The organism is Micromonospora sp. WMMD964, from assembly GCF_029581455.1.
In the GTDB taxonomy this organism is placed as follows: Bacteria; Actinomycetota; Actinomycetes; order Mycobacteriales; family Micromonosporaceae; genus Micromonospora.
Genome location: NZ_CP120860.1, coordinates 2,928,674 through 2,954,105, shown reverse-complemented (window position 1 = coordinate 2,954,105; position 25,432 = coordinate 2,928,674). Strand labels below are relative to the sequence as shown.

At 69.4% G+C, this 25,432-nt stretch carries 30 protein-coding genes, 1 tRNA gene and 4 pseudogenes; 16 read left to right on the top strand and 19 right to left on the bottom strand.

Going from position 1 to position 25,432, the window contains the following annotated elements; genetic code table 11:
- Window positions 1-60: 60 nt before the first annotated feature.
- Window positions 61-900: an SDR family NAD(P)-dependent oxidoreductase gene (locus O7616_RS13785; RefSeq protein ID WP_282307139.1), complete on the bottom strand. Its 840-nt coding sequence runs from the start codon at window positions 898-900 to the stop codon at window positions 61-63.
- A 92-nt stretch (window positions 901-992) separates the two neighbouring features.
- Here O7616_RS13785 and O7616_RS13780 point away from each other — a divergent pair, with 92 nt between their 5' ends.
- The gene (locus tag O7616_RS13780; protein WP_282307138.1) at window positions 993-1,361 is read left to right on the top strand and encodes a helix-turn-helix domain-containing protein; all 369 of its coding nucleotides are present in this window, start codon (window positions 993-995) and stop codon (window positions 1,359-1,361) included.
- Between the two features lie 254 nt (window positions 1,362-1,615).
- On the opposite strand, the gene O7616_RS13775 is transcribed toward O7616_RS13780, so the two are convergent.
- From O7616_RS13775 to O7616_RS13765, 3 genes and pseudogenes are all read right to left on the bottom strand, one after another.
- Window positions 1,616-1,789: a hypothetical protein gene (locus tag O7616_RS13775; protein ID WP_282307136.1), complete on the bottom strand. Its 174-nt coding sequence runs from the start codon at window positions 1,787-1,789 to the stop codon at window positions 1,616-1,618.
- Window positions 1,786-2,004 (bottom strand): hypothetical protein, encoded by a 219-nt coding sequence (locus tag O7616_RS13770; RefSeq protein WP_282307135.1) that lies wholly within the window; start codon window positions 2,002-2,004, stop codon window positions 1,786-1,788. The genes O7616_RS13775 and O7616_RS13770 overlap by 4 nt, the downstream gene beginning before the upstream one ends.
- Window positions 2,005-2,012: 8 nt before the next feature.
- Window positions 2,013-2,180, bottom strand: a pseudogene (locus O7616_RS13765) (hypothetical protein); the annotation flags it as partial.
- Window positions 2,181-2,440: 260 nt separating this feature from the next.
- Between O7616_RS13765 and O7616_RS13760 the strand changes: the two are divergent.
- The 4 genes and pseudogenes from O7616_RS13760 to O7616_RS13745 all read left to right on the top strand — a co-directional run bounded on the left by O7616_RS13760 (window position 2,441) and on the right by O7616_RS13745 (window position 5,936).
- Window positions 2,441-3,567, top strand: a pseudogene (locus O7616_RS13760) (helix-turn-helix transcriptional regulator).
- Window positions 3,564-4,142 (top strand): HD domain-containing protein, encoded by a 579-nt coding sequence (locus tag O7616_RS13755; protein WP_282307133.1) that lies wholly within the window; start codon window positions 3,564-3,566, stop codon window positions 4,140-4,142. The pseudogene O7616_RS13760 and the gene O7616_RS13755 overlap by 4 nt, the downstream one beginning before the upstream one ends.
- A 484-nt stretch (window positions 4,143-4,626) precedes the next feature.
- Window positions 4,627-4,983, top strand: a complete 357-nt coding sequence (locus O7616_RS13750) for a PadR family transcriptional regulator (protein WP_282307132.1) — start codon at window positions 4,627-4,629, stop codon at window positions 4,981-4,983.
- A complete protein-coding gene (locus tag O7616_RS13745) occupies window positions 4,980-5,936 on the top strand; it encodes a hypothetical protein (protein WP_282307131.1) in 957 nt (318 codons plus the stop codon). The genes O7616_RS13750 and O7616_RS13745 overlap by 4 nt, the downstream gene beginning before the upstream one ends.
- Before the next feature lie 215 nt (window positions 5,937-6,151).
- Here O7616_RS13745 and trxB read toward each other — a convergent pair.
- The 6 genes and pseudogenes from trxB to O7616_RS13715 form a co-directional block, all read right to left on the bottom strand.
- Window positions 6,152-7,066, bottom strand: a pseudogene (trxB, locus tag O7616_RS13740) (thioredoxin-disulfide reductase).
- Between the two features lie 71 nt (window positions 7,067-7,137).
- Window positions 7,138-7,545, bottom strand: a complete 408-nt coding sequence (locus O7616_RS13735; RefSeq protein WP_282307130.1) for an arsenate reductase ArsC — start codon at window positions 7,543-7,545, stop codon at window positions 7,138-7,140.
- 180 nt (window positions 7,546-7,725) lie between these two features.
- The gene (locus tag O7616_RS13730; RefSeq protein ID WP_282307129.1) at window positions 7,726-8,472 is read right to left on the bottom strand and encodes an MIP/aquaporin family protein; all 747 of its coding nucleotides are present in this window, start codon (window positions 8,470-8,472) and stop codon (window positions 7,726-7,728) included.
- Between the two features lie 55 nt (window positions 8,473-8,527).
- Window positions 8,528-9,190 (bottom strand): arsenate reductase ArsC, encoded by a 663-nt coding sequence (locus O7616_RS13725; protein WP_348773866.1) that lies wholly within the window; start codon window positions 9,188-9,190, stop codon window positions 8,528-8,530.
- Complete coding sequence (locus O7616_RS13720; protein WP_282261487.1) at window positions 9,183-9,884, bottom strand: helix-turn-helix domain-containing protein; 702 nt, start codon at window positions 9,882-9,884, stop codon at window positions 9,183-9,185. The genes O7616_RS13725 and O7616_RS13720 overlap by 8 nt, the downstream gene beginning before the upstream one ends.
- 211 nt (window positions 9,885-10,095) lie before the next feature.
- On the bottom strand, window positions 10,096-10,440 hold the full coding sequence (locus tag O7616_RS13715) for a metalloregulator ArsR/SmtB family transcription factor (RefSeq protein WP_282307128.1): 345 nt from the start codon (window positions 10,438-10,440) through the stop codon (window positions 10,096-10,098).
- Between the two features lie 63 nt (window positions 10,441-10,503).
- On the opposite strand from O7616_RS13715, the gene O7616_RS13710 reads away from it, so the two are divergent.
- On the top strand, window positions 10,504-11,613 hold the full coding sequence (locus O7616_RS13710) for an NAD(P)/FAD-dependent oxidoreductase (protein WP_282307127.1): 1,110 nt from the start codon (window positions 10,504-10,506) through the stop codon (window positions 11,611-11,613).
- Here the strand turns inward: O7616_RS13710 and O7616_RS13705 are convergent.
- On the bottom strand, window positions 11,585-11,962 hold the full coding sequence (locus O7616_RS13705) for a metalloregulator ArsR/SmtB family transcription factor (protein WP_282307126.1): 378 nt from the start codon (window positions 11,960-11,962) through the stop codon (window positions 11,585-11,587). The genes O7616_RS13710 and O7616_RS13705 overlap by 29 nt on opposite strands.
- 282 nt (window positions 11,963-12,244) lie before the next feature.
- Between O7616_RS13705 and O7616_RS13700 the strand changes: the two genes are divergently transcribed.
- Both O7616_RS13700 and O7616_RS13695 read left to right on the top strand, forming a co-directional pair.
- Window positions 12,245-13,663 (top strand): FAD-dependent oxidoreductase, encoded by a 1,419-nt coding sequence (locus O7616_RS13700; RefSeq protein WP_282307125.1) that lies wholly within the window; start codon window positions 12,245-12,247, stop codon window positions 13,661-13,663.
- Complete coding sequence (locus O7616_RS13695) at window positions 13,663-14,889, top strand: cellulose binding domain-containing protein (protein WP_282307124.1); 1,227 nt, start codon at window positions 13,663-13,665, stop codon at window positions 14,887-14,889. Before O7616_RS13700 ends, O7616_RS13695 begins: the two co-directional genes overlap by 1 nt.
- Window positions 14,890-15,044: 155 nt before the next feature.
- On the opposite strand, the gene O7616_RS13690 is transcribed toward O7616_RS13695, so the two are convergent.
- Window positions 15,045-15,689: a class I SAM-dependent methyltransferase gene (locus tag O7616_RS13690; RefSeq protein WP_282307123.1), complete on the bottom strand. Its 645-nt coding sequence runs from the start codon at window positions 15,687-15,689 to the stop codon at window positions 15,045-15,047.
- Between the two features lie 109 nt (window positions 15,690-15,798).
- Here O7616_RS13690 and O7616_RS13685 point away from each other — a divergent pair, with 109 nt between their 5' ends.
- Window positions 15,799-16,428: a TetR/AcrR family transcriptional regulator gene (locus O7616_RS13685; protein WP_282307122.1), complete on the top strand. Its 630-nt coding sequence runs from the start codon at window positions 15,799-15,801 to the stop codon at window positions 16,426-16,428.
- An 862-nt stretch (window positions 16,429-17,290) separates the two neighbouring features.
- Here O7616_RS13685 and O7616_RS13680 read toward each other — a convergent pair.
- Window positions 17,291-17,464, bottom strand: a complete 174-nt coding sequence (locus O7616_RS13680) for a hypothetical protein (RefSeq protein ID WP_282307121.1) — start codon at window positions 17,462-17,464, stop codon at window positions 17,291-17,293.
- On the bottom strand, window positions 17,461-17,679 hold the full coding sequence (locus O7616_RS31155) for a flavin reductase (RefSeq protein ID WP_091609711.1): 219 nt from the start codon (window positions 17,677-17,679) through the stop codon (window positions 17,461-17,463). Before O7616_RS31155 ends, O7616_RS13680 begins: the two co-directional genes overlap by 4 nt.
- Before the next feature lie 415 nt (window positions 17,680-18,094).
- Here O7616_RS31155 and O7616_RS13675 point away from each other — a divergent pair, with 415 nt between their 5' ends.
- The 3 genes and pseudogenes from O7616_RS13675 to O7616_RS13665 form a co-directional block, all read left to right on the top strand.
- A complete protein-coding gene (locus O7616_RS13675; RefSeq protein WP_282307120.1) occupies window positions 18,095-18,334 on the top strand; it encodes a GntR family transcriptional regulator in 240 nt (79 codons plus the stop codon).
- A 231-nt stretch (window positions 18,335-18,565) separates the two neighbouring features.
- Window positions 18,566-18,943 carry a hypothetical protein gene (locus tag O7616_RS13670; protein WP_282307119.1) on the top strand — a complete coding sequence of 126 codons (378 nt, stop codon included), beginning with the start codon at window positions 18,566-18,568 and terminating at the stop codon, window positions 18,941-18,943.
- 277 nt (window positions 18,944-19,220) lie between these two features.
- A pseudogene (locus tag O7616_RS13665) lies at window positions 19,221-19,580 on the top strand (tyrosine-type recombinase/integrase); the annotation flags it as partial.
- Between the two features lie 88 nt (window positions 19,581-19,668).
- Here O7616_RS13665 and O7616_RS13660 read toward each other — a convergent pair.
- Window positions 19,669-19,740: transfer RNA gene (locus O7616_RS13660), tRNA-Val, on the bottom strand.
- Window positions 19,741-19,790: 50 nt separating this feature from the next.
- The gene (locus O7616_RS13655) at window positions 19,791-20,369 is read right to left on the bottom strand and encodes a TIGR02611 family protein (RefSeq protein ID WP_282307118.1); all 579 of its coding nucleotides are present in this window, start codon (window positions 20,367-20,369) and stop codon (window positions 19,791-19,793) included.
- A gap of 273 nt (window positions 20,370-20,642) precedes the next feature.
- Between O7616_RS13655 and O7616_RS13650 the strand changes: the two genes are divergently transcribed.
- Entirely contained in the window at window positions 20,643-21,074 is a 432-nt protein-coding gene (locus O7616_RS13650) for an SsgA family sporulation/cell division regulator (RefSeq protein ID WP_007457244.1), read from the top strand.
- A gap of 117 nt (window positions 21,075-21,191) precedes the next feature.
- On the opposite strand, the gene O7616_RS13645 is transcribed toward O7616_RS13650, so the two are convergent.
- The gene (locus tag O7616_RS13645; RefSeq protein WP_282307117.1) at window positions 21,192-21,968 is read right to left on the bottom strand and encodes a glucose 1-dehydrogenase; all 777 of its coding nucleotides are present in this window, start codon (window positions 21,966-21,968) and stop codon (window positions 21,192-21,194) included.
- 203 nt (window positions 21,969-22,171) lie between these two features.
- On the opposite strand from O7616_RS13645, the gene O7616_RS13640 reads away from it, so the two are divergent.
- The 3 genes from O7616_RS13640 to O7616_RS13630 all read left to right on the top strand — a co-directional run bounded on the left by O7616_RS13640 (window position 22,172) and on the right by O7616_RS13630 (window position 23,928).
- Window positions 22,172-23,152 (top strand): AraC family transcriptional regulator, encoded by a 981-nt coding sequence (locus O7616_RS13640; protein WP_282307116.1) that lies wholly within the window; start codon window positions 22,172-22,174, stop codon window positions 23,150-23,152.
- Between the two features lie 7 nt (window positions 23,153-23,159).
- A complete protein-coding gene (locus O7616_RS13635; RefSeq protein WP_030333674.1) occupies window positions 23,160-23,615 on the top strand; it encodes an Rrf2 family transcriptional regulator in 456 nt (151 codons plus the stop codon).
- Window positions 23,616-23,748: 133 nt separating this feature from the next.
- Window positions 23,749-23,928, top strand: a complete 180-nt coding sequence (locus tag O7616_RS13630; RefSeq protein ID WP_088990736.1) for a DUF4236 domain-containing protein — start codon at window positions 23,749-23,751, stop codon at window positions 23,926-23,928.
- Window positions 23,929-23,993: 65 nt separating this feature from the next.
- Here O7616_RS13630 and O7616_RS13625 read toward each other — a convergent pair whose 3' ends face one another.
- Both O7616_RS13625 and O7616_RS13620 read right to left on the bottom strand, forming a co-directional pair.
- Window positions 23,994-24,875 (bottom strand): hypothetical protein, encoded by an 882-nt coding sequence (locus O7616_RS13625; protein WP_282307115.1) that lies wholly within the window; start codon window positions 24,873-24,875, stop codon window positions 23,994-23,996.
- A 25-nt stretch (window positions 24,876-24,900) separates the two neighbouring features.
- The gene (locus O7616_RS13620; RefSeq protein ID WP_282307114.1) at window positions 24,901-25,422 is read right to left on the bottom strand and encodes a VOC family protein; all 522 of its coding nucleotides are present in this window, start codon (window positions 25,420-25,422) and stop codon (window positions 24,901-24,903) included.
- Between the last annotated feature and the right edge of the window lie 10 nt (window positions 25,423-25,432).

The window sequence follows — 25,432 nt, the reverse complement described above, 5'->3', positions numbered from 1 at the left end:
GGGACGTTTCGGTGTGGGCGGTGAGCGTCGTGGGAGCAAGGGCCCGTCGTTCGGTCCTTTCTACGCCTCGACGCTTTTGATGATCAGGTTACGGAGTGTGCTGGTCAGTCGGCGGGCGGCGTTCAGGTCGAAGGCCGGGCCGGCGACGTGGATCGCGCGGCGTACCCGGAAGGCCGACAGTGCGGAGTCCGGTGGTGTGTCGATCCGGTCGGCGATCGGCCGGATCGCCTTGTCGACCGGTGTGGCGAACAGCTTTGCCATGATGCCTACCGCGGTGCGGGCCGGTTGCCTGAATGGTTCGGCAAGCCCGGTGTTCACGAACAAGGGGTTGTGCAGCACGTACCGGATGGGGCTGTCGGGATGCTCGTCGGTGAAGGCGACGCCGAGCAGGTCGTTGGCGCGGGCGCCCTGCATGGTGGCAGCGAAGGGCCGGTAACGTCTGCGGAATTGGAGGTCGTCCCAGTGCAGCCGGCCGGCCTTACCGCCGGTGCCGCACAGGTTCACGATGACCGGTTGTGGCGCTTGTTCCAGTGCGGTGCGCAGTTCCTCGGCAAGCAGGAATCGGCTGAGCACGTACAGCGCGAAGGTGCGCTCAATTCCCTCAGTGGTTTCCTGACGCCTGGTCTGGTAACGGAAGGCGCCGAGCACGAGGGCGTCGATGCTCGGGTACCGCGTGCGTAGCCTCTCGGCGAGCCGGATGGTCATTGTCGGCGAGCTGAGATCGGCGGGCAGAAATGAGCACCGGTCGCCGGCGCTGAGCCGATCGGCTTCGGCGAGTAACGTTTCACCCCTGATCTGGTTCGCTCCGACGGCGATGACTCGCTCGCCTCGGCCCAGATAGTGCAGAGCCAGTGCCTTGCCGATGCCCTGGGTTCCGCCGGTGATGACCAATGTGCGCACCGGATGCTCCTTTCCACCTGCCGGTACGCTCGATCTTCGGCTGACGGTTGAGGACGGCGAAAGAGGGAACATCGATGTCTCCACTCATCCCGGTGCCGGTCTCCGCGCAGGACCGATCCTCCTGCGCGGCAGCAGACGTGCTGCGGCGCACCGGAGACAAGTGGAGCGTGTTGCTGATGGCGGTGCTCGCGCAACGGCCGTACGGGTTCAACGAGCTCGATCGGGCCGTGGACGGATTGAGCCGCCGGATCCTCACCCGCACGTTACGGTCGCTGGTGCGCGACGGGCTGGTAGACCGGACCCCGCATTCCGGCCCTGCTGCGCGCGTTGACTACGCTCTCAGCGACCTGGGTCGATCGTTGTTGCCGCTCATCATCGCGGTCGGCCGCTGGGCGGAGACCCACGAGCACGACATCCGCACCGCTCGCGCCCGTCACGACGCACACGACGAAGCTCGCTGATACTGGCGTCCGCATCTCGCCATGTGCGGACCCCGCCCTACCGCCTCTGCGGTCGCCGACCACTCCGGCAACAGGCTTCTGACCTGCTGGAACTGAGAGTGGGCGATGCTGGTGTCGAACCAGCGACCTCTCCGGTGTGAACTCTCGGCGAGCCGGTCGGATCGGGCTCGATGCGAGGCCGGACGGCCTGCTGGCGCGCTTCTCGGGCCGGTTCGGCAGGCACGGTTGCTGCACTTCCTGCTATACCGCTGGCGTCAGACGAGGCGTTGGATGCGGACCTTCGGGCGCTCGTTCCTGAGGTGGCCGTGCTTGTGCTGGCGAACCTGCTCGTTCCAGACCTCCTGGTCGTAGTCCGGGTCCGGTGGGATCCACCGGTGCGAGCCGTCGCTGTAGTGGAACTTCTCGTCGCCGGGCCGCAGGATGCTCACCGAAGCCAGCCGAGGAAGCGTCGGTGCAGGGCACCCGCCGACACCCAGGTCAGGTCCTCGGAGGCCCGCACCAGTTGCGCACCTAGGTAGAGAGCCAGGGAGATCGGAGCGTCGTCGAACTCGGCGCGTAGCTCGCGCTGCCGAGTGCGGCAGGGCCAGGGCGCTTCGCAGCCGCCGCAGCTCCAGATCGGCAACACCGGGCCGTGCGTGGTCATGCGCGGCCTCAGAGGAGCGCCGCCGTCAGGGACCGCGCCTGCCTGCTCGTCGCCCAGTTCACCTGCCGGCACGGGTACGGCGTGAGCCGCGACCACCATGCCCGGCAACCGCCGCACAGGCCGTCGTTGCCCGCCAGATGCACGACCAGGATTTGCCGCTCCACCTCGTTGTTCACTGCTCCTCCTCGGCGGGCCAGTAGGTCACTCGTCGCCATGGTGGTGTCCTGTCCCGCATCACTGGCTCCCTCCGCCGGGCAGCACTCCATGGCCGACCCCGAAACGACGGGACCGGATCTGGAACGTTCGGTAACTACGACGCTACGATTACGACGACGGCGGTTGGACTCACCCGCAGTACGAGTGAGCAGGCCAGATGGGCTGCCGCAGCATGGGTCCACGGCGGAACGTCGACCACGGGTCAACGTAGGGATGACGCATGAGATGTCCCGGACGGTCAGCACCGCGTCGCGGCGAGGCGACCGGCTACCTCTTCAAGCTGATCCGGGAGTCCATCCCGCTCACCAGGAGCAGCTCGCCGTCGACTTGGACGTCGATCGCGCGTCCGTGCAGAGCTGGGAATCCGGGCGTCGGCCGTTCACCGCGGTACCGCTCGGGCAGGCGATCGCCGTCCGACGCCGGCTCGGACGGCTCGGCGCGAACACACTCCTGCTCGCAGCACTCGACGACGCCGCCGAGGCGGATCTCATCCTCGCCGCCGTCCTCAACGAACACGTGGCCCGCTGCGACATCGCCGAACATCCGCTGGGCTGGTCCGTACTCACCCACCGCCTGAGCGACCTGATCCTCTGGGTCGTCCTCGGGCAGACACCGACCTTCGCCAGAGGGCTGCCCATCGCCCGTCCCCGGCGGGGTCCAGTCGCGTCCGGGCCGACCCTACCCGTCGACGAGCAACGTGCGTTCTTCGCTCACCTTCACGTCCTCGCCGATCGCGCCGCAACCGGACGGCATTCGAACGTGGTGCTGCACCGGCAAGCCTGCTTCCTCGCCGGCATGGACCCCACCAAGGCAGCAGCAGGTTGGCTCACCCAGGCCACCGCCCGAGCACTCCGCACGACCACCTTTCGCACCTGGTCACCGTTGTGGCCCGACGTCCGCTCCGTCGTCACGTCCCTCGCCAACCAAGGCGACCCGGAACCGTTACGAGACTTCATCGCCCGCGCACATCCCGACGAAGCCTGCGAGCGGGCAGCCCTCAACTACTCGGCCTACTGGGTGGGCGAGATCCCGTACCGCCACGGAGACGACTCCTTCATGCCCGAGGCGCTCACGGACTGGCATGGCTCCATCCTTCTTCGGCACCTGGTCCAGCGCCTCGACCCAGCGCATCCCTTCGTCGACCTCAACATCCACAACGTCTGGGCTCTGCTGGCCGCACGACGCGGTCTCGCTCTCGACAACCCCACCACGACTCGGGCGCTCCTCGACCGCAGTGCCCCACTCCTGGACAGTGACCGGATCTCCGCGCAGTCGCGGCGAGAACTAACCACTATCGTCTACAGCCTGCGGGCGGACGGACTCACCGGCACAGGGACGGGCAGATGACCGACGACCACGAAGCGGCCGGAGCGATGAACTTCATCTTCGAAGCCGGCGTCCTCAAACGCGCCGCCCGGACCGGCTGGTGGTTCGCCGGCGTCAAGCAACCCGAATCCATCGCCGACCACTCCTTCCGAACAGCGCTCATCGGGATGATGCTCGCCGCCATGGAGGGCGCCGACCCAGCCCGAGTGTCGATGCTCTGCACCCTGCACGACACCCAGGAAACCCGAATCACCGACATCCCCCACATCGCCAAGCGCTACCTCACCGCCGTACCCAACACGACCGTCACCGCCGACCAGGTCGCCACCTGTCCCCCCGCCGTCGCCGACGTCATCACCGCTGCCGTCGCCGAATACGAAGCCGGCGAGACACTGGAAGCTGTCGTCGCCCGCGACGCCGACAAGCTGGAATGCCTCGTCCAAGCCGTCGAGTACCGCCACCAAGGCATCGACAACATCCAGCGCTGGATCGACAGCTCACGAGCCGCTCTGAAGACAGCCAGCGCCCACCGCCTTGCCGACGCCGCCCTCAGCGGACAACCCCTGGCCTGGCTCACACCCCCGCCGCAGGAGTAAGCGCCGCCCAACACGTGGCGTTGACGTGCAGCCAGGCCGTCAGCCTGCACGACGAAGCTGGTCAACCACTATCTGTACGACAGCAGAAAGGCCGGAGCCGTTCGATGCCGTTGGACGCAGTTCAAGGCCGTTCAGGGCACCCCGCTGCTCCCAACCTGCTCCCCCTAAACCGAGCTCGCACCCGCCGAGCGATCGCGAGCTACCGGCTGAGTGCCTAGGGTGGCACCGGCGTTGGCTCCGTAGCCGCATCGGTCGATCGTGGAGCATGGGGCACGCTCACAATCGACACGCCTTGTCAGCGACAGGTCCGCGCGTACGCGAATCGCGGCTGGTAGCCAGTGATGAGCGAGCAGCTTGCCACGACACTGTCGATTACTCGGTCGAGCCACGACTCGCCTCACCCTGCGGAGTCCGGCCTCGCTCGCCGCGCCCGCGAAGGATCCGAGCTTGACGTATAGGTCGACCATCTGCTTATGTTGATGACGTGACTAGGCCCTTTGCGCCGATGCGCGAACCCACATATTTCATCCTCGCCGCGTTGCAGGACGAGCCCTTGCACGGCTACGCCATCGTCAAGCGCGCGCAGGATTTGTCCGGCGGGCGAGTGCGGTTGACGACCGGCACGCTGTACGCCGCGCTGGACCGGCTCACCGGTGAGGAGATGGTGCGGGTGGCCGAGGAGACGGTGGTCAACGGTCGCGCCCGTCGCACGTATGAGCTGACAGAGCGTGGGTTGTCCGCACTGCGCGAGGAGGCGGCGCGGATGGTCGCTGCAGCTCGGGTCGTTCGAGACCGCTCCGTACGGTCGACGGCCGCGACGGCTCGGACGGCGCCAGCATGACCGGCCTGGAGCGCCGCTACCGGTGGCTGCTGCGCGCGTACCCTCGGGCCTACCGGCAGTACCGCGCCGACGAGATGCTGGAAACGCTGCTGGTCACAGGCGAGACGGACCGGAGGCACCCGATGCTTCGGGAGTCCCTCGCACTCGTGGTGGGAGGAGTGCGGGCCCGCACCGGCGTAGACCAGCTCCGGTCCCGGGACACCTTGCGATACTCCGCCCTGCGATCGACCGCACTGTCCCTGCTCATGTGCGGCGTTGCCGTTACGGCCCTGCCCCTCACGTGGCGCTTATGGCTGCTGTTGCCGGGTAATTCCGCCAGCTTTCTGTATGAGCGAAGCTCGGTCACGCCCGCACTGCTGTTTCTCGCGCTGGCCGCCGCAGTTTGGGCCCGCTACCGCCTCGCACTTCCCATAACCATTGGCGCCTTCGGCTGGGAAATCTGGTACTCCGCAGCGAATGACCTGAGGTACGCGGTAGAGCCATGGGCAAGGTACGACGCCGCGTTGGGGCTCCGGACAGGTCTCTACCTGATCATGCAAATTTCTACCTGGGTCTGTTTGCTAGCCGTGTTAACAATGCTGCCCCTACTTCGAGCGCGCCAACCACGGGTCATGAGACCGTGGACCTGGCTTCTCGGCGCCACGATGGCTGTAACGGTCGTAACACCCAATCCGCTCAACGGCTGGGCAGACGGTCTGACCCTACCGGTCATCATGGCCGCCGGGCTGGTGGCGGCCCTCGTGGGCGCGGCGTTCGATGTGCGGGTATCGATCGCGGCCAGCGCGGTCCTTCTGGCACTCATGCTGCCTATGCTGGCCTATCAGCCGACCAACTGGACGCTCTACGGTTGGAACTCGAGCCCGCGAAACTTGCTACTCGAAGTCGTGGTCGGAATCTTCGCGATCAACGTCACGGTCAGCAGAATGGCCACCCGCCGGCAAGTCACCCTATGACGGTGTAGTCGCTCTACGAAGATCCCCGACGAAGGGTCACACGGCGACCCATCCCACGCCTTCGCCAAATTTTGAATCGCCGACTGCAGGGCCGATGCCTCCACAGGCGCACGGCCAAGGCTATGGTCGCCGACATCATTGCCCGACTCGCCGGGTAACCCCGGCAGGCAGGAACCTGCCACCTGTGTCTTGGCCTGGGTGGCGTTCGTTGCTGGTTAGGCCAGGGTGGCGAGGTGGCGTTCGGCGTCGAGGGCGGCGGCGCAGCCGGTGCCGGCGGCCGTGATGGCCTGGCGGTAGGTGTGGTCGACGAGGTCTCCGGCGGCGAAGACGCCGGGCAGGTTGGTGCGGGTGCTGGGGCATGGACGGTGACGTAACCGTCGGGGTCGAGGTCGACCTGGCCGCGGAACAGTTCACTGCGGAGGTCGTGGCCGATGGCGACGAACAATCCGGTGACGTCCAGGACCCGCTCGGCGCCGGTGTGGGCGTCACGGACGCGAACGCCGTCGCGGCCGAGGTCTCCTCGATCACGGTGTTCCACTCGACGGTGATGTTGTTGTTGGTCAGGGCGCGGTCGGCCATGATGCGGCTGGCGCGGAAGGTGTCGCGGCGGTGGATGATGGTGACGCTGCGGGCGAAGCGGGTGAGGAAGGTGGCCTCTTCCATGGCGGAGTCACCGCCGCCGATGACGGCGATGTCCTGGTCGCGGAAGAAGAACCCGTCGCAGGTGGCGCAGGTGGACACGCCGTGGCCGAGAAATTCCTGCTCGCCGGGGACGCCGAGGGGCCGCCACGCGGATCCGGTGGCGAGGATGACCGCTGGCGCCTGGTAGCTCTGCTGGCCGACCCACACGGTCTTGACGTCGCCGGTGAGGTCGACGCGGGTGACGTCGTCGGTGAGGAACTGGGAACCGAAGCGGTCGGCCTGCTTGCGCAGGTCGTCCATCAGCTCCGGGCCGGTGATGCCGTCGGGGAAGCCGGGGACGTTCTCCACCTCGGTGGTGGTCATCAGCGCGCCGCCGGACTGGGCGCCTTCGATGACCGGGGTCCGAGGTTGGCGCGGGCGGCGTAGACGGCGGCGGTGTAGCCGGCAGGTCCGGAGCCGATGATGATCAGCGGGTGCGGGTCGGACACGAAGGGCTCCTGCTCGAAGGGGTGGAACCGCCCGCCGGTAGCCGGCCCGGAGGGCGGCGGCGAGGGTGGCGTCAGGCGCTCAGGCGCAGCTCGCTGAGGAGCTTCTCCACCCGGGTGCGGATGTCGTCGCGGATCGGGCGCACAGACTCGACGTCCTTGCCGGCCGGGTCGTCGAGCTTCCAGTCCTCGTAACGCTTGCCGGGGAAGACCGGGCAGGCGTCCCCGCAGCCCATCGTCACGATGACGTCGGAGGACTCCGCAGTCGCGTACTCCAGCAGTTTCGGGGTCTGGTCGGTGATGTCGATGCCGACTTCCCGCATGGCCTGCACGGCGGCGGGGTTGACGGTGTCGGCCGGGGCGGAGCCGGCAGAGCGGACCTCGACGGCGTCACCGGCGAGGTGGCGCAGCCAACCGGCGGCCATCTGGGAGCGACCGGCGTTGTGGACGCACACGAACAGGACGCTGGGCTTGTCGGACATCAGGAGCCTTTCTGGCAGTGCGGTTCGCGGCGCCGGTTGGCCGCCGCCTCGTCGAGATTCGAGGGCCGGGAACTCTCGGGGTCGCTGTTGCGGTCGAGCAGCCGGTACTGCCGACGTGACGAGCCGGGTTGAGGAACTCCCGGCGGGGCCGGTCTCCGCGACGGTGCTCATCAGTGACGGTCATGGGCGGTGATCGAGTGCCGGGTCGCGGTCGTCAGCGGGAACGACGACCTGGTCGGCGGCCTTGCCGGCGTCGGGGTAGAGGGTGGCCAGCAGGCCGATGCCCACGGCGAGGCCGACGAGTTGGGCGATGACGAAGCCGGGGACGGAGGTGGGGGCGATCCCGGCGAAGGTGTCGGTGAACGCGCGGCCGATCGTCACGGCCGGGTTGGCGAACGACGTGGACGAGGTGAACCAGTACGCCGCCCCGATGTACGCGCCGACGGCGGCCGGTGCGACGGCGGCGCGGCCGGAGCGGGCCAGGGCGAAGATGAGCAGGATCAGGCCGGTGGTGGCGACGACCTCACCGAGCCACAGGTGACCGGCGGCCCGGTCCTTGGCGGAGAAGTCGACCGCGGCGAGGTCGAACATCAGGTTCGCCAGCACCGACCCGGCGATCGCCCCGGCGACCTGGGCGGCGACGTACCCGCCGAGGTCCCGGCCGGTCAGACCCGTGCCGGCGCGGCGGCCGAGGAACCAGTCGGCGGCGGAGACCACCGGGTTGAAATGGGCGCCGGAGACCGGGCCGAAGATCAGGATCAGCGCGCCGAGGGCGAACGCGGTGGCGACCGAGTTCTCCAGCAACTGGAGTCCGACGTCGTTTGGGGAGAGGGTGGTGGCCATGATGCCGGAGCCCACCACGGCGGTGACCAGCAGGGCGGTCCCGAGGAACTCGGCCAGCAGGCGCCGCCAGAGTGCGATGGTCATCAGTGTGTTCTCTCCCAGTGCGGTAGCGGGGCGAGCCGATGTCGGCCCGGCGGGTCTATCGGCTAACGGGAACGTGGAGCTCGTCGAGAAGACGGCGGACGCGGCGTTCGATCTCGTCGCGGATCGGCCGGACGTCGGCCAGGCTTCGGTCGGCGGGGTCGTCGAGGTCCCAGTTCTCATAACGGGTGCCGGGGAAGACCGGGCAGGCGTCGCCGCAGCCCATGGTGACCACGACGTCGGCGGCGCGGATCACCTCGTCGGTCCAGGGCTTGGGGAACTCGTCGGTGATGTCGATGCCGCGCTCGGTCATCGCCGCGCTCGCCGCGGGATTGACCTCGATGCCAGGTTCACTCCCCCCGGACCACGCCACCGCGTTGTCGCCGGCGAGGTGGGTGAAGAAGCCCAACGCCATCTGGGACCGGCCGGCGTTGTGCGTGCACAGGAACAACACCACCGGGCGGCCGTCGCGGTGGTGACCCTCGACCCGGGCGAGCGCGCGCAGGCGCTGGCGGGCGAACCGCTCGGCGAGCAGCGGCAGGTAGTTGGGGATGCTGCCAGCGGTGGCGAACTGGTCGTAGCTGGAGCGCAGGAACGCTTCGATGGTCTCGGCGCCGTAGATGCCGGCGAATTCGGCGGCGAGGCGGGTGGCCGCAGTGCGCAGGGCGACCTGCTGGTCGACGGAGATCTCCTGAAGCCGCTGAGGGCTGGTGTCAGTCACGGTGCTCTCCCGGATCCATGGCGGGATTGATGACGGGGGCGACGCGCTCGACGCGGGCGGCGAGGTCGGCGAACGCGGTCTCGAACGCGTCGTCAGTGTCGAGGCGGACCGGGTCGGGCACCGACCAGTGCAGCCGGGGCCGTACCGGGCCCGTGAGTTCCTCGTGGGCGTTGTCGCAGACCGCGATGACAAGGTCGTCGTCGCGCACGACGTCAGCGACGTGCGAGGTGGCGTTCGGGTTCAGTGCCAACCCGTGGCGGTGGGCCACGGCGACGGCACGCGGATGGACCCGCGGGGCGGGTTTCGTTCCCGCGGACGCCGCCGCAGTGTGGGTGCGATCGGACCACAGGGCGGCGGCCAGTTGCGAGCGGGCCGAGTTGCGGGTGCAGACGAACACGACCCGCCGCACCCCGGTCAGCGGTGCCGGGTTCAGCGCGGCGAGGGCCTCGGGCCGCAGCCGCAGGTAGGTGCGGCGCCGGTCGCCCTCGGAGCGGTCCCGAGTAACCAGGCCGGCTTCGGTGAGGACCTTGACGTGGTGAGCGATGAGGTTCGTCGGCATCTGAAGGTCGTGGGCGATCTCTCCCGGGGAGGCGTCGCCGAGGGTGAGCGCGTCCACGATCGCCAGGCGCGCCGGGTCGCCGAGCGCGGCGTGGATCCGGGCGCGCCCCTGCAGGGAAGCAAGCTCAGTAATCATTGACTCAATAGTTGCTGAAATAAGTAGCGATTGTCAAGCGGGGACAACTGAGAGCTACCTGGCGGCGCGCGGGGCGGCCCGGCCGATGGGGCTGACCAGCGTCGGGCCGGACTCACCTGACAATCCGGGGTGGCGCCGCCCTTCATGGGGCAGTTGGCCGCCGGTGAGGGTTGGCCGATCGGAGGGTGTTCGCCCGTCGGAGCGAATCGGGTCAGCAGCAGGTGTTCAGATAGGACTGCAGCTCGGCCAGCGCCGCCCGCGCGCCGTCGCGGTCCGCCCGGTAGTAGACCGTCTTGCCGTCGCGCCGCGAGGTCACGACCCGCCCCCGGCGCAGCAGGTTCAACTGTTGCGAGGCGGTCGCCTGACTGATCCCGACGCGCTCGGCGACGTGCCCGACGGACAGTTCGGCGCCCTGGGCGAACAGCATCATGATCCGCTGGCGGGTGGGGCTGCCCAGCGCCTTGAGGAACTCCTGGACATCCGGCGCCAGGCCGCTCGGACCTGCGGGAGTCGCCGTCGCGGGCAGGGTCGCCTGCGAGGGCGTCGGCTCATCCATGTCTGCCACCTTGCCCCACCACCATCATATTGTCATTCAACGAAATGACAATATGGTGGGGAGGTGAGCACCTTTGGAAAACCTGTGATCATCGTCGGTGGCGGCCAGTCCGGCCTCGCCGCCGCGCACGCCGTCCTGACTGCCGGCCTGCGGCCCGTCGTCCTGGAGGCAGGCGCCGAGCCGGTGGGTTCATGGCCGGACTACTACGACAACCTCACCCTGTTCTCCCCGGCCCGCTTCAGCGCGCTGCCCGGCCTGACGTTCGGCGGGGGTGATCCCGAGCGTTACCCGAGGCGCGACGAGGTCGTGGCCTACCTGCGTCGCTACGCCAGCGGCATCGACGCCGACATCCGCACCCGGGCCCGTGTCGCCGCCGTGCGTCAACGCCCCGGCGGCGGTTACCTGGTGCGCACCCACAGCGGCGACGAGTTCGCGGCGGCGGGGGTCATCGCCGCCAGCGGCTCGTTCGGGAACCCGCACCTGCCGGCGTTGCCTGGTCTCGGCGACTACACCGGCGAGGTGCGCCACGTCGCGCAGTACCGGCGCCCCGAGACGTACGCCGGCAAGCGGGTCATCGTGGTCGGCGCCGGGAACTCCGCCATCCAGGTCGCCCACGAACTGGCGCCGATCGCCCGGGTCACCCTGGCCACCCGGGCGCCGATCCAGTTCGTGCCGCAGCGCATCCGCGGCCGGGACCTGCACCACTGGCTGCATGCCACGAGGGCGGACCGCCTCCCGCGTGCGGTGCTCACCCGCCTGATCCACCACGCCGCGGTGCTCGACACCGGCGTCTACCGCGACGCCATCATGGGCGGCCTGCTCACCCGCCGGGACATGGTCACCGCCTTCACCCCCGAGGGCGTCATCTGGCCCGATGCCACGTCCGAGCCGGTCGATGCAGTGATCTTCGCGACCGGTTACCGCCCGAACCTCGGATATCTCGCCGCGCTCGGTGCCCTCACGCCTGCCGGTATGCCCGCACACGTCGGCGGGATCTCCACCACTCATCCCGCGCTGGCCTACCTGGGCTTGGAGTTCCAACGATCGTTCTCGTCGAACACCCTGCGCGGCGTTGGTCGTGACGCCACCCACGTCGTCAGGGCCCTGGCCGGGCACCTGTGTAGCGGCGGGCGCTGGGCGCGGCTCACGCGACGGCGGTCGGCTCGACGCTGAGCAGTCCGGCGAGCTGGCGCAGGATGGCCGGCCGGGCCCGGTAATACACCCAGGTGCCGCGGCGTTCGGCGTCGACAAGGCCGGCCTCGCGCAGCACCTTGAGGTGATGCGAGATCGTCGGCCCGCTCAGGTCGAACGCCGGAGTCAGGTCGCAGACGCACGCCTCCCCGCCCTGCGCGGAGGCGATCATCGACATCAGCTGCAGCCGCACCGGATCGCCGAGCGCCTTGAACGCCGGCGCGAGCACTGCGGCGGTCTGCGCCGGCACCCGGCTCTGCGCCAACGGCGGGCAGCACGGCGTGTCGGCGGTGAGGTCGATGACGGGAAGCGACGCGGCCTGCTTTGACATGCCTCTAGGTTGACAGGTGTCTAATCAGCGTGCAACTCTCTGATTAGACAGACGTCAAGACAAGCTTCGCAGGGGGAAGAGTACTGCTCAACACGCACAACGCAGGGCAGAAGTCAGGCGAAGGCGGTGAGAACTCCCAGACCAGCCCCACGACGGCGGGCGGGTTCGCCAGACATCTCGAGGCTGCCGCTGCCCTGTCATCACCTGATCAACCCTCGACCCTGACGCACGGCCTTCGTCTGCCTGTTGATTCGCAAAGTCTCGACACAGAGGAGATACCTGATGAGCACCCTGGATGACCTGCCCGTCGTGGTAATCGGCGCCGGCCCGGTCGGCCTGGCCGCCGCCGCGCACCTACACGAGCGTGACCTGCCGTTCCTCGTCCTGGAGGCCAGCGACATCCCCGCCGCCGCGGTGCGGCAGTGGGGACATGTCCGGGTCTTCTCCCCCTGGCGGTACAACATCGACTCCGCCGCCCGCCGGCTCCTCGACGAGGCTGGCTGGGTCGCACCGGACCTGGAAGCCCTGCCCACCGGGGCGGAGCTGGCCGGCGACTACCTCCAGCCCCTGGCGGAGCTGCCGCAGCTCAAGCCGCACCTGCGCTACGGTGCCCGCGTTGAGGCGATCAGCCGCCTCGGGCTGGACCGGCTGCGCACCGCCGGCCGCGACACCACCCCGTTCCTGATCTGCCTCGTCGACGGCCGGGAGGTGCTCGCCCGCGCGGTCATCGACGCCTCCGGCACCTGGGGCACCCCGAACGTCCTCGGCGCCTCAGGACTGCCCGCTCGCGGTGAACGCGACGTGGCCGGGCATCTGGAGCACGCCCTGCCCGACGTCCTCGGCGTCGACCGGGACCGCTTCGCCGGTCGGCACACCCTCGTCGTCGGCGCTGGTCACTCCGCCGCCAACACCCTGCTCTCCCTGGCCGAGTTGGCCAAGTCCACGCCGGGCACCGAGGTGACCTGGGCGATCCGCTCCACCTCACCGGCGCGCACCTACGGCGGCGGAGACGCCGACGCCCTCCCGGCACGCGGCGCGCTCGGCTCCCGGCTACGCGCGCACGTCGACGCCGGCCGGATCCGCCTGCTCACCGGCTTCGCCGTGCACGCCCTCACCCCCACCGACGGCCGGGTCAGCGTGGTAGTCCGCCACACCGACGGCAGCGACGAATCCATCTCCGTGGACCGGATCGTCGCGGCGACCGGCTTCCGACCCGACCACTCGATCGCCGCCGAGCTGCGCCTGGACCTGGACCCGGTCATGGGCGCCACCCGCGCCCTAGCGCCGCTGATCGACCCCAACGAGCACTCCTGCGGCACCGTGCCCCCACACGGCGTCAACGAGCTCACCCACCCCGAGCCCGGCTACTACGCCGTCGGCATGAAGTCCTACGGGCGGGCCCCAACGTTCCTCATGGCCACCGGCTACGAGCAGGTCCGCTCCGTCGTCGCCGCCCTCGCCGGCGACTGGAGCGCCGCCCGCGACGTGCAACTCGACCTACCCGAGACCGGCGTGTGCAACAGCAACCCGGACGACTCCGCGACCAGCGCCAGCTGCTGCGCCCCGGCCCCGACCGCCCAGACCTCCGGACAGGGCTTGGCCACCGGCATCTCCGGCGGGCTTCTCACCGCGCCGCTGACCCTGCTCACCCTCGACGCCGCACCCGCCGACACGCAGACCGGCGGCTGCTGCGCCAGCTGATGCCCACCACCATCACGGTGCCCGCCGACACCGCCGTCGGCGGGCACCACCGGTGGCGGATCGTCGCCGTGCGTGCCTTGACAGGAAGGCGGAGCAGCAGGACAGTCGACATATTCATAGACGCTCAACTATTTGTGGCGAGGTGTGCCATGCGGAAGTCGCTGACTGCTGTGGCCGCCATCGCTGCTGCCATGGTCGCGATGATGGCCGCGATCTCACACGCCAGTGCGGCGAACGCGGCGGCCGGGTGCCGGGTGAACTACGTCGTCACCAGCCAGTGGACCGGCGGCTTCCACGCCGACATCGCGGTCACCAACGTGGGTGACCTAGTCAACGGGTGGACGCTGCGGTTCGCGTTCCCGGCAGTCGACCAGCGGCTCACGCAAACCTGGAGCGCCACCTGGGCCCAGGCAGGCCAGCAGGTCAGCGCGACCAATCTGGACTGGAACGCGACCCTGGGCACCAATGGCTCCGCGAACATCGGTTTCGTTGGCGCATGGTCGGGCAGCAACCCCACACCGGCGTCGTTCACGCTCAACGGCGTCACGTGCACCGGCGGCGTCCTGCCCAGCGTGACGCCGACCCGGACGACCACACCGCCGGTCGCTGACTACCCGGCGATCGTCACCTGGCTCAGCCCGACCGCCGGCGCGGTGTACACCACGCCGGGAACCGTCCCGCTGGCGGCGACCGCGACCGTGGGAGGCGGACACAGCATCACCTCGGTGTCGTTCCGGGTGGACGGCGTCACGGTGGCCCGGGGGGTGAGGACGACCGGTGACAGGTACGAGGCGCTGTGGACACCACCGATCGGGGAGCCCGGCACCAGCACCACCTTCGTGCTGTACGTCTCCGCCGGCACCGACCAGTCGCTGTCTGGCGCTGCGCCGCCGGTGCTGGTCACGGTGGTGACACCGGCGTCCACCGGCACCAACCACCCGCCGGCGGTGGCGTTGAGCACCCCCGGTGGGCAGACCCACTTCCTCGAGCCGACGACCGTCACGCTGGTCGCCGACGTCGCCGACACCGATCCCGGGGACCTCGTCAGCCGGGTGGAGCTTTACCTCGGCGCGACCCCGCTGGCCGTGACGCCGACCAACAGCGGACAGCGCTACCAGTTCCAGACGGCCCTGTCGGCCGGCACGTCGTCCACCTTCACCGTGCGGGTCCACGATTCCCACGGCGGCATCGGCATCTCGAACCCGCTGACCTTCACCATCCGTTAGCGCCTCGGCCCTCCGTTCGTCGAGGTCGCCCCGTTCCCGCAGCACTTCCGCCAGTTGCTCAGCGGCGAAGTTTGTCCCAGGCGTGCCAGCGCAGCACCGCCACCGTGCCATCGCCTCGTTACCCGGCGGCAATCTGCTCAGTCTGACCTCTTCGATCAGCGGCCCGTCCAGCAGCTGAGCTCCATGCCATCCTCGACCGGGAAGTCGATGCTGACGTAGCCGTTGCCTGGGTCTCGGACGTAGGTCACGTAGTCGCTCATCGACCCGAACGTGGAGTCGTCGCCGACGACCAGGGCGCCCGGGGCGAGCCGGTCCTCGATCAGGCACAGGACGGGCAGGCACATCTCCTTCCAGCCGTCGAGCAGCGCCAGGCCGATCGGGCCGCCGACCGCGCCGAGGGTGGTCAGCGCATCTCCTTCGAGCACTGTCACGAGGTCGCTGAACCCGGCCGCCTCGATATTGGCGCGGGCCGCCTTGACCTTGGTCGCGCTGAGCTCGGTCGTGGTGACGTGCCCGATCCCGTTGTCGCGCACGGCGGCGGCGAGGTAGAGCGTCGAGATTCCGTACGAGGTGCCGAACTCGACCACCGTCTGCGGTCGGGCCGCACGGACCAGGGCGTAGAGCAGGTCCCCGCCGCGAGCCGAGATCGGCATGTAGACGTCTTCGAGTAGGTCGGAGCGCTCCTGGGGGGTGACCGTGGGTGCGGGTCGGCCCGGCGAGCGCTCATCGTCGCGCTCGGCCTCGGTGAACAGCCGGGCGATCAGGTCGCGGACGTCGGGGTCGTGCAGTGTCGTCGCCATGAAGGGTAGAGTAGACGCAACGTTGCGTCTAGTAAATACTCGGATCTTGTAACGTCTCGGAAGACTTGGACTCCTCACGGGAAAGACGTCTCACGGGAAGGAGCGCCTGATGCATCGCGGCAACCGGCACGGCCGGAGCGAGGCGGCCCGCGAGGCCGTGCTCCAGGCGGCGGACGACCTCGTCGCCGAGATCGGCTACGCCAAGGTCACCATCGAGGGCATCGCATCCCGGGCCGGCGTCGCCAAGCAGACGATCTACCGGTGGTGGCGTTCCAAGACCGACATCCTGGTCGACGCATTCATCGCCGACAGCGCCCAGGAGCTCACGCTGCCCGACACCGGCGCCTTCCGCACCGACCTGCGCGCCCACCTCGACGAGCTGGTCCGCTTCCTCGAGGTCTCCGACTCGGGCGCGGTGTTCCGGGCCCTGGTCGGTCAGGCCCAGCATGATCCGGAGCTGGCCGCCCGGCTGCGCGCGGAGGTTCTGCCGCAGCTGCGCGCCCGCGACCGAGTGCCGTTCGACCGGGCAGCGGCACGGGGCGAACTGCCCGCCGACGCCGACGTCGACCTCCTCATCGACCAGGCGGTCGGGCCGATCCACTTCCGGGTTCTCGTGACGGGTGAACCCGTGACACCCGCACTGCTGGACGCGCTGGTCACCAGGGCAGGCCGGGGACAGCCAGGGGCACCACCCGGCCAGGAACAGCCGGGCGCGGCAGACGCGGAACTCGACCTCTGAGGGCGACGTCGCCGCCGAGCAGCGCGAGGATCGGCGCGACGGCCATGGCCAGCTCGCTGTCGGCCCGGCAGGTGAACACGTCGATGTGGGCGAGCCCGAACTCGGGCCACATCGACACGGTGATGTGAGACTCGGCCACGATCAGGACGCACGTCGCATGCTGTGGCAGGCAGTTCAAGGCGGTTCAGGGCAGCCCACTGCTCCCAACCGGCTGCCCTGAACCGGTCTCGCGCCGGGCCGCCGACCGCCGACCGATCGTCAGCTGCCGGTCCAGTACTTGGCTGGCACCGGCACTGGCTCCCGTAGCCGCATCGGTCGATCGGGGAGCACGTTCACGGCCGCCGCGCCTTGCCAGCGGTTACTTGTGCGAGCGTTGGTCGGCGTGTCGCCTCGGCGCGACGTGAGCCGGTGATGGCGCCGGGTGCGTCGGCTTTTCCGAACGCTGCAGGGCCGGGCCAATAGGACAGTCGCCCGCCTTGCCGCGTTTCGGCTCGCCGCGCTCAGAAGAGTCTGGTGACGGACAGTGGGCCAGTGCTGCGGACGACTTCGCGGTAGACGGCGAGGTGGTACCGCGCGGCCAGGGCGCGCCGTGCCGCCCGCAGGACTATCCAAACCAGAGCCGCTGCTCCCAATCTAAGCGGCACATGCAGCAAAGCTCGTTACCGACTACTGCGGTAACGAGCTTCTGTACTGCACGAACTGAGAGTGGGCGATGCTGGTATCGAACCAGCGACCTCTTCGGTGTGAACTCTCGGCGAGCCGGTCGGGTCGGGCTTGATGCGAGGCCAGACGGCCTGTTCGCGTTCCTCTCGGCTCGGTCCGACTGGCACTGTTGCTGTACTTCGCTGCTGTACTGCTGGCGTCAGACGAGGCGTTGGATGCGGACCTTCGGGCGCTCGTTTCTGAGGTGGCCGTGCTTGTGCTGGCGAACCTGCTCGTCCCAGACCTCCTGGTCGTAGTCCGGGTCCGGTGGGATCCACTTGTGCGAGCCGTCGCTGCAGTGGAACTCTTCGTCGCCCGGCCGCAGGATGCTCATCGGGTCCAGCCGAGGAATCGGTGATGCAGGTGGCCGGCGGGAACGTGGGCCAGGTCCTGGGCGGCGTCAACGAGTTGGGCGGCCAGGTAGAGGGCGAGTGACACCGGGGCTCGGTCGTACTCGGCTCGCAGCTCTCGGCGCCGGGTCTGGCAAGGCCACTCCCCCGCACAGCCACCGCACGTCCAAGCTGGCTTGATCGGGTGGTGAGTGGTCACTGCCGGCCGTCCTGGCTGGGCGAGTGGCCGCGGTTGATCGGGATGCGGTGGCGGCTTCGACATGGCAGCTCGCCTCCGCAACGGCAGATGCGCCGCCAGTGTCGCCAGGACCAGACCGGCCGATGACGGCGAGCGAGAGTCAGCGCCACCGCCAGCACGTACTCGTCGTACGAGACTCGCTTCACCGACTCGCCTCGCCCGCTTGCACCAGGGTCTGCCCTGCCCATGTCGAAGGAAGCACTGCTGTCTCCTTGTGCCGGAGCGATCTGGGGGCGTGGATGCCCGAGCGCGGGGGACGCGCCGAACATCCACGCCGACGAGGACGGCCCACAGCGCCAACCGAGGGAATCGACCTCCTCGGCAACCTCCCACAGGTACCGTTGGGTAGTCAAGGGCTGACGTAGGTGGTCTACTCGTGTTGCCAACCGAGGAGAACGACGTGCCACCGCGTTACCGCTACGAGCAGATTGCCGACGACCTCGCCGAACGCATCGCGTCAGGCGAGTTCCAGCCCGGGTCCAAGCTGCCCAGTCGGCGAGAGTTGATCGAGCACTACGGGGTCACCGAGCCGGTGATCGACCGCGCCATGCAGGTGCTACGGATCAAGGGGATGACCGAAACGCTTCCCGGCGTTGGCGTCTTCGTCGCCGAGTAGATCCCTTCCCAGACCCGGCCGCCGCGCCCGCAACATCTCACTTTCAAGCTGAGTTCATCTCGTCCGCACACTTCTGGGAGCGGCTGCACGCTCGAAGCTTCGTCCATACCAGCGCTCGTAATGGTGCTGCCATCCGACGCGGTTGCTGTCAGCGTTGCTGTCGACAGCGGCACTCCGAACTCCTGGAATCTGTCTCCGGATGACGGTCAGGTACGGACGTAGCATCGGCCCGTGACGTACGGAACAACGGAGCTCATCAGCTGCGGGGCTCTCTTCCTCGGCGGACCGATCGGCCTGAGCCTGGTCGCCAATCTGATCCGGCAGCGAGACTTCGGCAGACGATCCTTGCGGCTCCTCGTGGTCGGCGGCATCGTCGCGTCCGGGGCGATCATCCTCTTCGGCGCTCCCGCGTTCCATCGCCTCTTTCCGCCGCCGCACGATCCCGTCTTCGCCGGCGGCCGCGGCCTCGACCTGCGTGGCATTTGGTTATGGCTGGCCGCCTGGGCCGGTGGGGCTTTGACCTTCGCCCTCGCGCTCGCCTACGGTGTCGACCTGGGTCGGCTGAGGCGGTCGCGGCAGACGGCGCGACAAACCAACACACTTGGTTGAGTTGAAGCGGAACTAAGAGCCGCTGCACCGCTACCAGCGGGATCACCCTTCGACGCCTGCTCATGCGGCGTCTCGGGCTGCCACCGTTCAGCGCTGCTTGACGACGTTTCACGGTGTCTTGTGCCCCGCCTGCGCCCCAGACCCTTCGTCGAGGGCTACCCACCTTGCCCGCGTCCCCGAGCCTGCTCACCGCCGTTGAAGCATTGGCCGGCGATCCGCGCACCGCCTAGCCTCTTGGGCATGGAGCAGCTGCGCGACCTTGCCATCCGGCTGGCCATGCCTCACGGCCCTGAAACTGCGAAGCGAACAACACGACGAGGCGAGAGCAGCCGCCGGCAAGGCGTGGCAGGAAACCAGACTCGTCTTCACCACCCGCTACGGCACCCCGATCGAGCCGCGCAACTTCCAACGCTCCTGGCAGACGCGATGCTACAAGGCAGGTGTCAAGCCGATCACCGTCCACGACGCCAGGCGAACCTGCGCCACGCTCCTGGCCGACCTCGACGTCCATCCCAGAGTCGCCATGCAGGTGCTCAGGCACGCCCGCTTCTCCGTGACGATGGAGATCTACACGCAGGTATCAAACAAGGCGACCAGGGACGCACTCAAGCGCCTCGGCGAATCACTAACGCAATAGCCGTGCTGCTGTACAAAGCTGCTGCACGACAGCAGAAAGGCCACCTCCCGAACCCGGGAAGCGGCCTCTGGCCTGCCAGAACTGAGAGTGGGCGATGCTGGTATCGAACCAGCGACCTCTTCGGTGTGAACGAAGCGCTCTCCCACTGAGCTAATCGCCCTCAGCGACACTGACTCTACCCGATCGTGGAACCGGACCGGAAATCCGGGGTCAGTGCGTCGCGAGGTAGTGCATCGCCTCGGCGATCACGTCGATGCCGAGGCTGTACTTGAGGGACAGCCAGACCACGGTGGCGACGAAGACGAGGCCGACGGAGCCGAGCACGATTCGGACCGCCAGTGACTGTCGCGTCACCCACTGCGTCCATCCGTGGACGTGTCGGCGGGTGAAGCCGAGCAGCCTGCGCGCCCAGTGGTATTCGACGGCCCAGATGCCCAGCCCGGCGATGACCAGCAGCCAGCCCGGCCCGGGTAGTGGGATGAGGGCGATGCCGATGGTTACCACGAGCGCCCCGGCGATCGAGATGAAGATCTTGAGTGCGATGCGGCCGGTGGGGTTGGCTCGGATGAGGTCGAGGGTCATCGAGATCCGCTCACGCCAGCGTGGGCGGCGCGGTGGGTCCGCGACGACGAGGACGCCACCGGCACGACCGGCATCGCGGCCCGACCGATCGGCCCGTTCGGGCTGTTCCATCGGCACTTCGTACCCCCGCTTTTCGGCTACTCGGACCGCGACGTTCGGCGGGCCGGACGCTGGCGCCGGATCCACTGAGGATCGCTTCGCCACCATTTCACCCCCCAGTGTCGCTCGGGCCCGTCACTGCAACGCCCGACTGGACGTTACCGGAGTAAGTCGACGACTGAGCCACCCGATGCCGGGCGGGATCACGCACTGGGCAGAACCGGAAATCCTACATGAATCCTCACATTCACGCGGCCTTTCCGTCCCCCTTCCCACCACTGGGTGAAGTCAGCGTATGGCGGAGCGTAGCCAGGAGTAGCACCTGAGTATGGGAAAAGCGGGACACGCGCGTTCCGCAGCGGTGCCGGGGGGAGAACGTCCATGAGTGTCATCCGACCGACGACCGTAGAGGTCGAGACGTCGCTAAGGCTCGTCGCGCCTGACGCCACCGCCTTGCCGGTGCGTGCCAGTCTGCGTTACGACCCTGCTGACCCGTATGCGGTCCATGTCCTGTTCCATGCCGAATCGGCCGGGGGCGAGGCGGTGAGTTGGTCGTTCGCTCGCGAACTTCTGGTCACCGGCCTGGACGAACCGGCCGGCATCGGGGACGTGCGGGTCTGGCCCTGGGCCACACCGCGCGGCGATTTCGTCGCGCTTGCCCTCTCGTCACCGGACGGCAACGCCCTCTTCGAGGTGCCGCGCAGCGTCCTGGTGCGATTCCTTCGACGGACGTACGTCGTCGTCCCGCGCGGCCGGGAGGCCGAGCACCTGGACGTCGACACGGCGGTGAACCGGCTGCTCGCCGGTCGCTGACCGCCCGAAAGAGCAACACCGGCCAACCCGGGGCCGCGCGGATCTGCCGAGTCCGCGCGGCCCCGGCACACCCGGGCCCGGGGGTACGCGGACAGCCTCACCCGGGTCGGCCGGTGCTCAGCCGTGCGTGGTGATGCCCCCGTCCACGGGGATGACCGCGCCGGTGAGGTAAGCGCCGGCGCGCGACGCGAGGTAGATGGCGGTGCCGGCCATGTCCTCGGGGCGACCGATGCGGGCCAGCGGAACCTGCTGCTCGATGGCGGCCCGGCTGGCCGGGTCGTCCAGCGCGAACGCCATCATCTTGCTCTCGAACGGGCCGGGCGCGATCGCGTTGACGGTGATCTGGTCGCCGGCGAGTTGGTGGGCGAGGCTGCGGGTGAGCATGTGCACGGCGGCCTTGGTCGCCGAGTACGCGTACACCTCCATGAACGGCACCCGGATGCCGTCGATCGACCCGATGTTGATGACGCGGGCCGGGTCGTCGGCGCTGGCGGCGGCGCGTAGCGACGGCAACAGCGCGGCGGTGAGCCGGAACACGGCCTTGACGTTGACCGCCCAGAGCTTGTCGAACGCGGCCCCCGGATAGTTCTCCAGCGGCGCACCCCAGGTCGCGCCCGCGTTGTTGACCAGCACGTCGAGCCGGTCGAAGCGCTCGCGCACGGCGGCCGCGAGGGTCTCGGCGCCGGTGTCGTCGCTCAGGTCGGCGGGGATGGCCTCGCAGCGCCCCTCGGCGGAGAGTTCCTCGGCGACCGCCGCGCAGACGTCGGCCTTGCGAGACGAGATGATCACGTGCGCACCGGCGCGGACGAAGCCCTGGGCGATCATCAGACCGATCCCCCGCGACCCGCCGGTGACCAGGACCGTCTTGCCTTCGACCGAGAACAGTTGAGTCATGCCCATCCCATCGCGAGTCGGCGGGGCCCGTCAGCCGGTCGGCCGGCCGACGGTGCGCCGGGCGGACCGCGGACCGAACGGCGCTACCGCCGGGTAACGTAGCCCGGTCGCGGGATCACGACAAGCCCGTGCCGGCGCGCTGATCCTGACCGGCGGGCCGACCGGGATGCGGTGACCTGCGGTTCGGGCTACCGTCGCAGGCGATGGTCTCCACCGATCCCTCCCCCGTGTCACCGATCGGAACGGCGTCACCCGTGCCCGACGAGATTGCCACGTTCGCGCTGGCCGACCTCTCCGGTTCCCCGGGCTGGCGTCGGCCGGTGATCGTCGAACGGGAGTTGCTGATCCTCACCACGCGTGGGCACGGCGACGCGGAACTCGACTTCCACCCGCTGCCCTGTCGGCCCGGCACGCTGCTGCGGGTCCGCGCCGGGCAGGTGCTGCGCTGCGCCGGCCGGCAGTTCGACGCGACAGTGGTCGCCTGGGAACCCGAGGCGCTGCGCGGTTTCGGCGTCGAGCTGGACACACCGGTGACCTGGCGGCAGTTGGCCGGCGAGGACGAGGACGCGGTGATCACCGAGGTGAGCCAGCTGAGCGTGGACTGCCGACGGCACCCCGACAGTCTCACCGCCCGCGCCCTGCTCCGCCACCAACTGGCGGTGCTGCTGCTGCGGCTGGCCCTGGCGAACCCCGACCGGTCGACGCCGCGACCCGAGGACGAGACGTTCCACCGGTTCCGCCGGGAGGTGGAGCACGGCTACCCGCACACCCGACGGGTCGAGGACTACGCCGCGAATCTCCGCTGCTCGGTGCGGACCCTCACCCGGGCCTGCCTGGCCGTCACCGGTCGCAGCGCCAAGCAGGTCATCGACGAGCGGGTCGCGTTGCAGGCCGGCCGACTCCTCGCCGCGACCGACCAGCCGATCGCGCAGATCGGCCGCCACCTGGGCTTCTCCGAACCCACGAACTTCGGCCGCTTCTTCACCCGCGAGGTCGGGGTCAGTCCGGGCGCGTTCCGCGCCGCCCGGGACCAACCGGCCGCCCGGGTGGTCCGGCCCCGCCCACCGGCCGAGCCCACCAGTGTCAACAGCGGCAGATTCCGCGCGGTCGGGACGCCGAACGGTGGCCACGCCACGCGACCCGGGTCGCCCGGCGCGCCGACGGGCGACCCCGGCCGGGCATGATGGCACTGTGCAGATCTCCGCGCGCGGCGACTACGCGGTACGGGCAGCGCTGAGCCTCGCCACCGCGTACCCCTCGCTGCTGTCCACGCAGGCCATCGCGGCGGAGCAGGACATGCCCCGCAAGTTCCTGGAGGCGGTCCTGGCGGACCTGCGCCGGGCCGGCATCGTGCGCGCCCAGCGCGGCGCCGAGGGCGGTTACACCCTCGCGCGCCCGCCACGCGAGGTGACAGTCGGCGCGGTGCTGCGCGCGGTGGAGGGCCCGCTGGCCGGGGTACGCGGGCTGCGCCCCGAGGAGACCCGCTACGAGGGTTCGGCGGAGAACCTGCCCGGCCTGTGGGTGGCGGTGCGTGCCGCGGTGCGGCGGGTCGTCGACGAGGTGAGCCTCGCCGAGATCGTCAGCGGTCGGCTGCCCGCCCACGTCCGCAAGCTCACCGCTCTGCCCGACGCGTGGGAGCCCCGCTGACCGTCGCGCGTCACGGATCGTGAAGGCCACGTCGGCACTGTCCACCACGGACGGCGAGAGGGTTTCAAAAGTCGCCGGGTCGGGAATGTTCGATCTCGACACGGCAGGGAACGGTGACGAGGGGAGACCTCCGATGGGCCTCATGTTTCGTAAGCGGAAGAAGTACGGACCGATCATCCTGAACTTCACCGAGAACGGCTTCTCCTCGTGGAGCATCAAGATCGGGCGCTGGTCCTGGAACTCCAAGGCGCGGGCGCACCGAGTCGACCTGCCCGGTCCGCTGTCCTGGAAGCAGGACAAGGCCCGGTCGTAGCCTCCCGGGAGTCGAGCGGGGTGCCGGTGGTTCCACCGGCACCCCGCTCGGCGTCTGAGCCGCGCTCAGCGAGCCAGCGCGATGATCTCGTCGCCGGCCAGCCTGCCGCCCTCGCGGTCACGGCGCACGTCACCGGAGTCGAGCAGGCCGGTGAGCGCCCGGTTGGCGTCGGCGGCACGGTAGACGGTCGCGGTGAGAGTGTGCCGACGGAGGTCGGCGACCGGCCGGGAGCCGCCCCGGTGCAGCTCGGCCAGCAACTCACGCGCCAGCGGTTCGAGGTCGGGGTCGTCGACCACGTCGACCGCGACGCCCGTCGGGTCCTGCGGGTCGCGGTAGCGCACGTCGACGTCCGCGCCGACCGCCCAGAGCGCGTCCCGGACCGCCTCCAGGCTCCGGTCCGAGCGGCTGCCGAAAGCGATCACTCCGGCGGCCTCGCCGTCCGGCAGCACCGGTGCCACCTCGGCGACCAGGTTGAAACCGGCCGCGGTGAGCACGTCACGGGCGCTGTCACCGGTACGCAGCAGCACCTCCCCGGTACGACCGTTGGTCGCGGCGGCGAGCAGCTTCGGCGTCACCGCGCCGGGCAGGTCCACGAAGGAGAACAGTGGGGCGCCGGCCGCCCCGGCGGCCTTCACCGCGACCGGAAGCCGGTAGGGGTCGCCGGACAACAGGTGCACGGTGACCTCGGCGGGCAACTCCGCCTCGATCGGGCCGAGTCGGGCCGGCAGGGCAGCACTGTCGGCCAGTACCAGCACCGTCACCTGTCGGCCGCGCACCTGGTCGCGGTGGGCGGCGACCAGGCGCAGCGCCGCCTCCGCGCTGCCCGCGTCCGTGCCCGCGAGCGCGATGGTGGCCCGCCGGGAGCGGCGCAGAGCCGCGGGCAGCCAGGTCGTCAACTGGCGGACCAGCAGCTCGCGGAGGAAGTCGGTGGTCCGGTCGGTAGCCATCGGTCCGTTCTACCGTACGGCCACCTCAGACCGGGACGGAGATCCCCACTCCACCGCGGGTCTGCCCGCCGTAGCGCTGCCGCTCGGCGTTGAGGTCGAGCCGACCGATCTGCTTGCGGGCGGCCAGGGCGCTGTCGTCGAGCAGGTCGGCGGGCACCAACCAGACGATCTCGAACTCCAGGCCGTCCGGGTCCTGCCCGTAGAGGCTCTTGGTCGTGCCGTGATCCGAGGTGCCGACCAGCGCGCCGGCGGCGGCGAGCCGCTCGGCGGTGGAGGCCAGCTCGTCGAGGGTGTCCACCTCCCAGGCCAAGTGGTAGAGGCCGACGGTGGCCCGCCCGGCGGTGGACCGCCCGGCGGCGGCGCCGATCTCGAACAGGCCGAGGTCGTGGTCGTTGGTGGAGTCGGGTGCCTGGAGGAAGGTGGCGCCGCGGAAGCCGTCCGGGGTCATCGCCACCAGGCTGAAGCCCAGCACGTCACGGTAGAACGCGACGCTGCGGGCGAGGTCACTGACGTAGAGGACCGCGTGGTTGAGCCGGTGAATACCCATGGCTCGATGC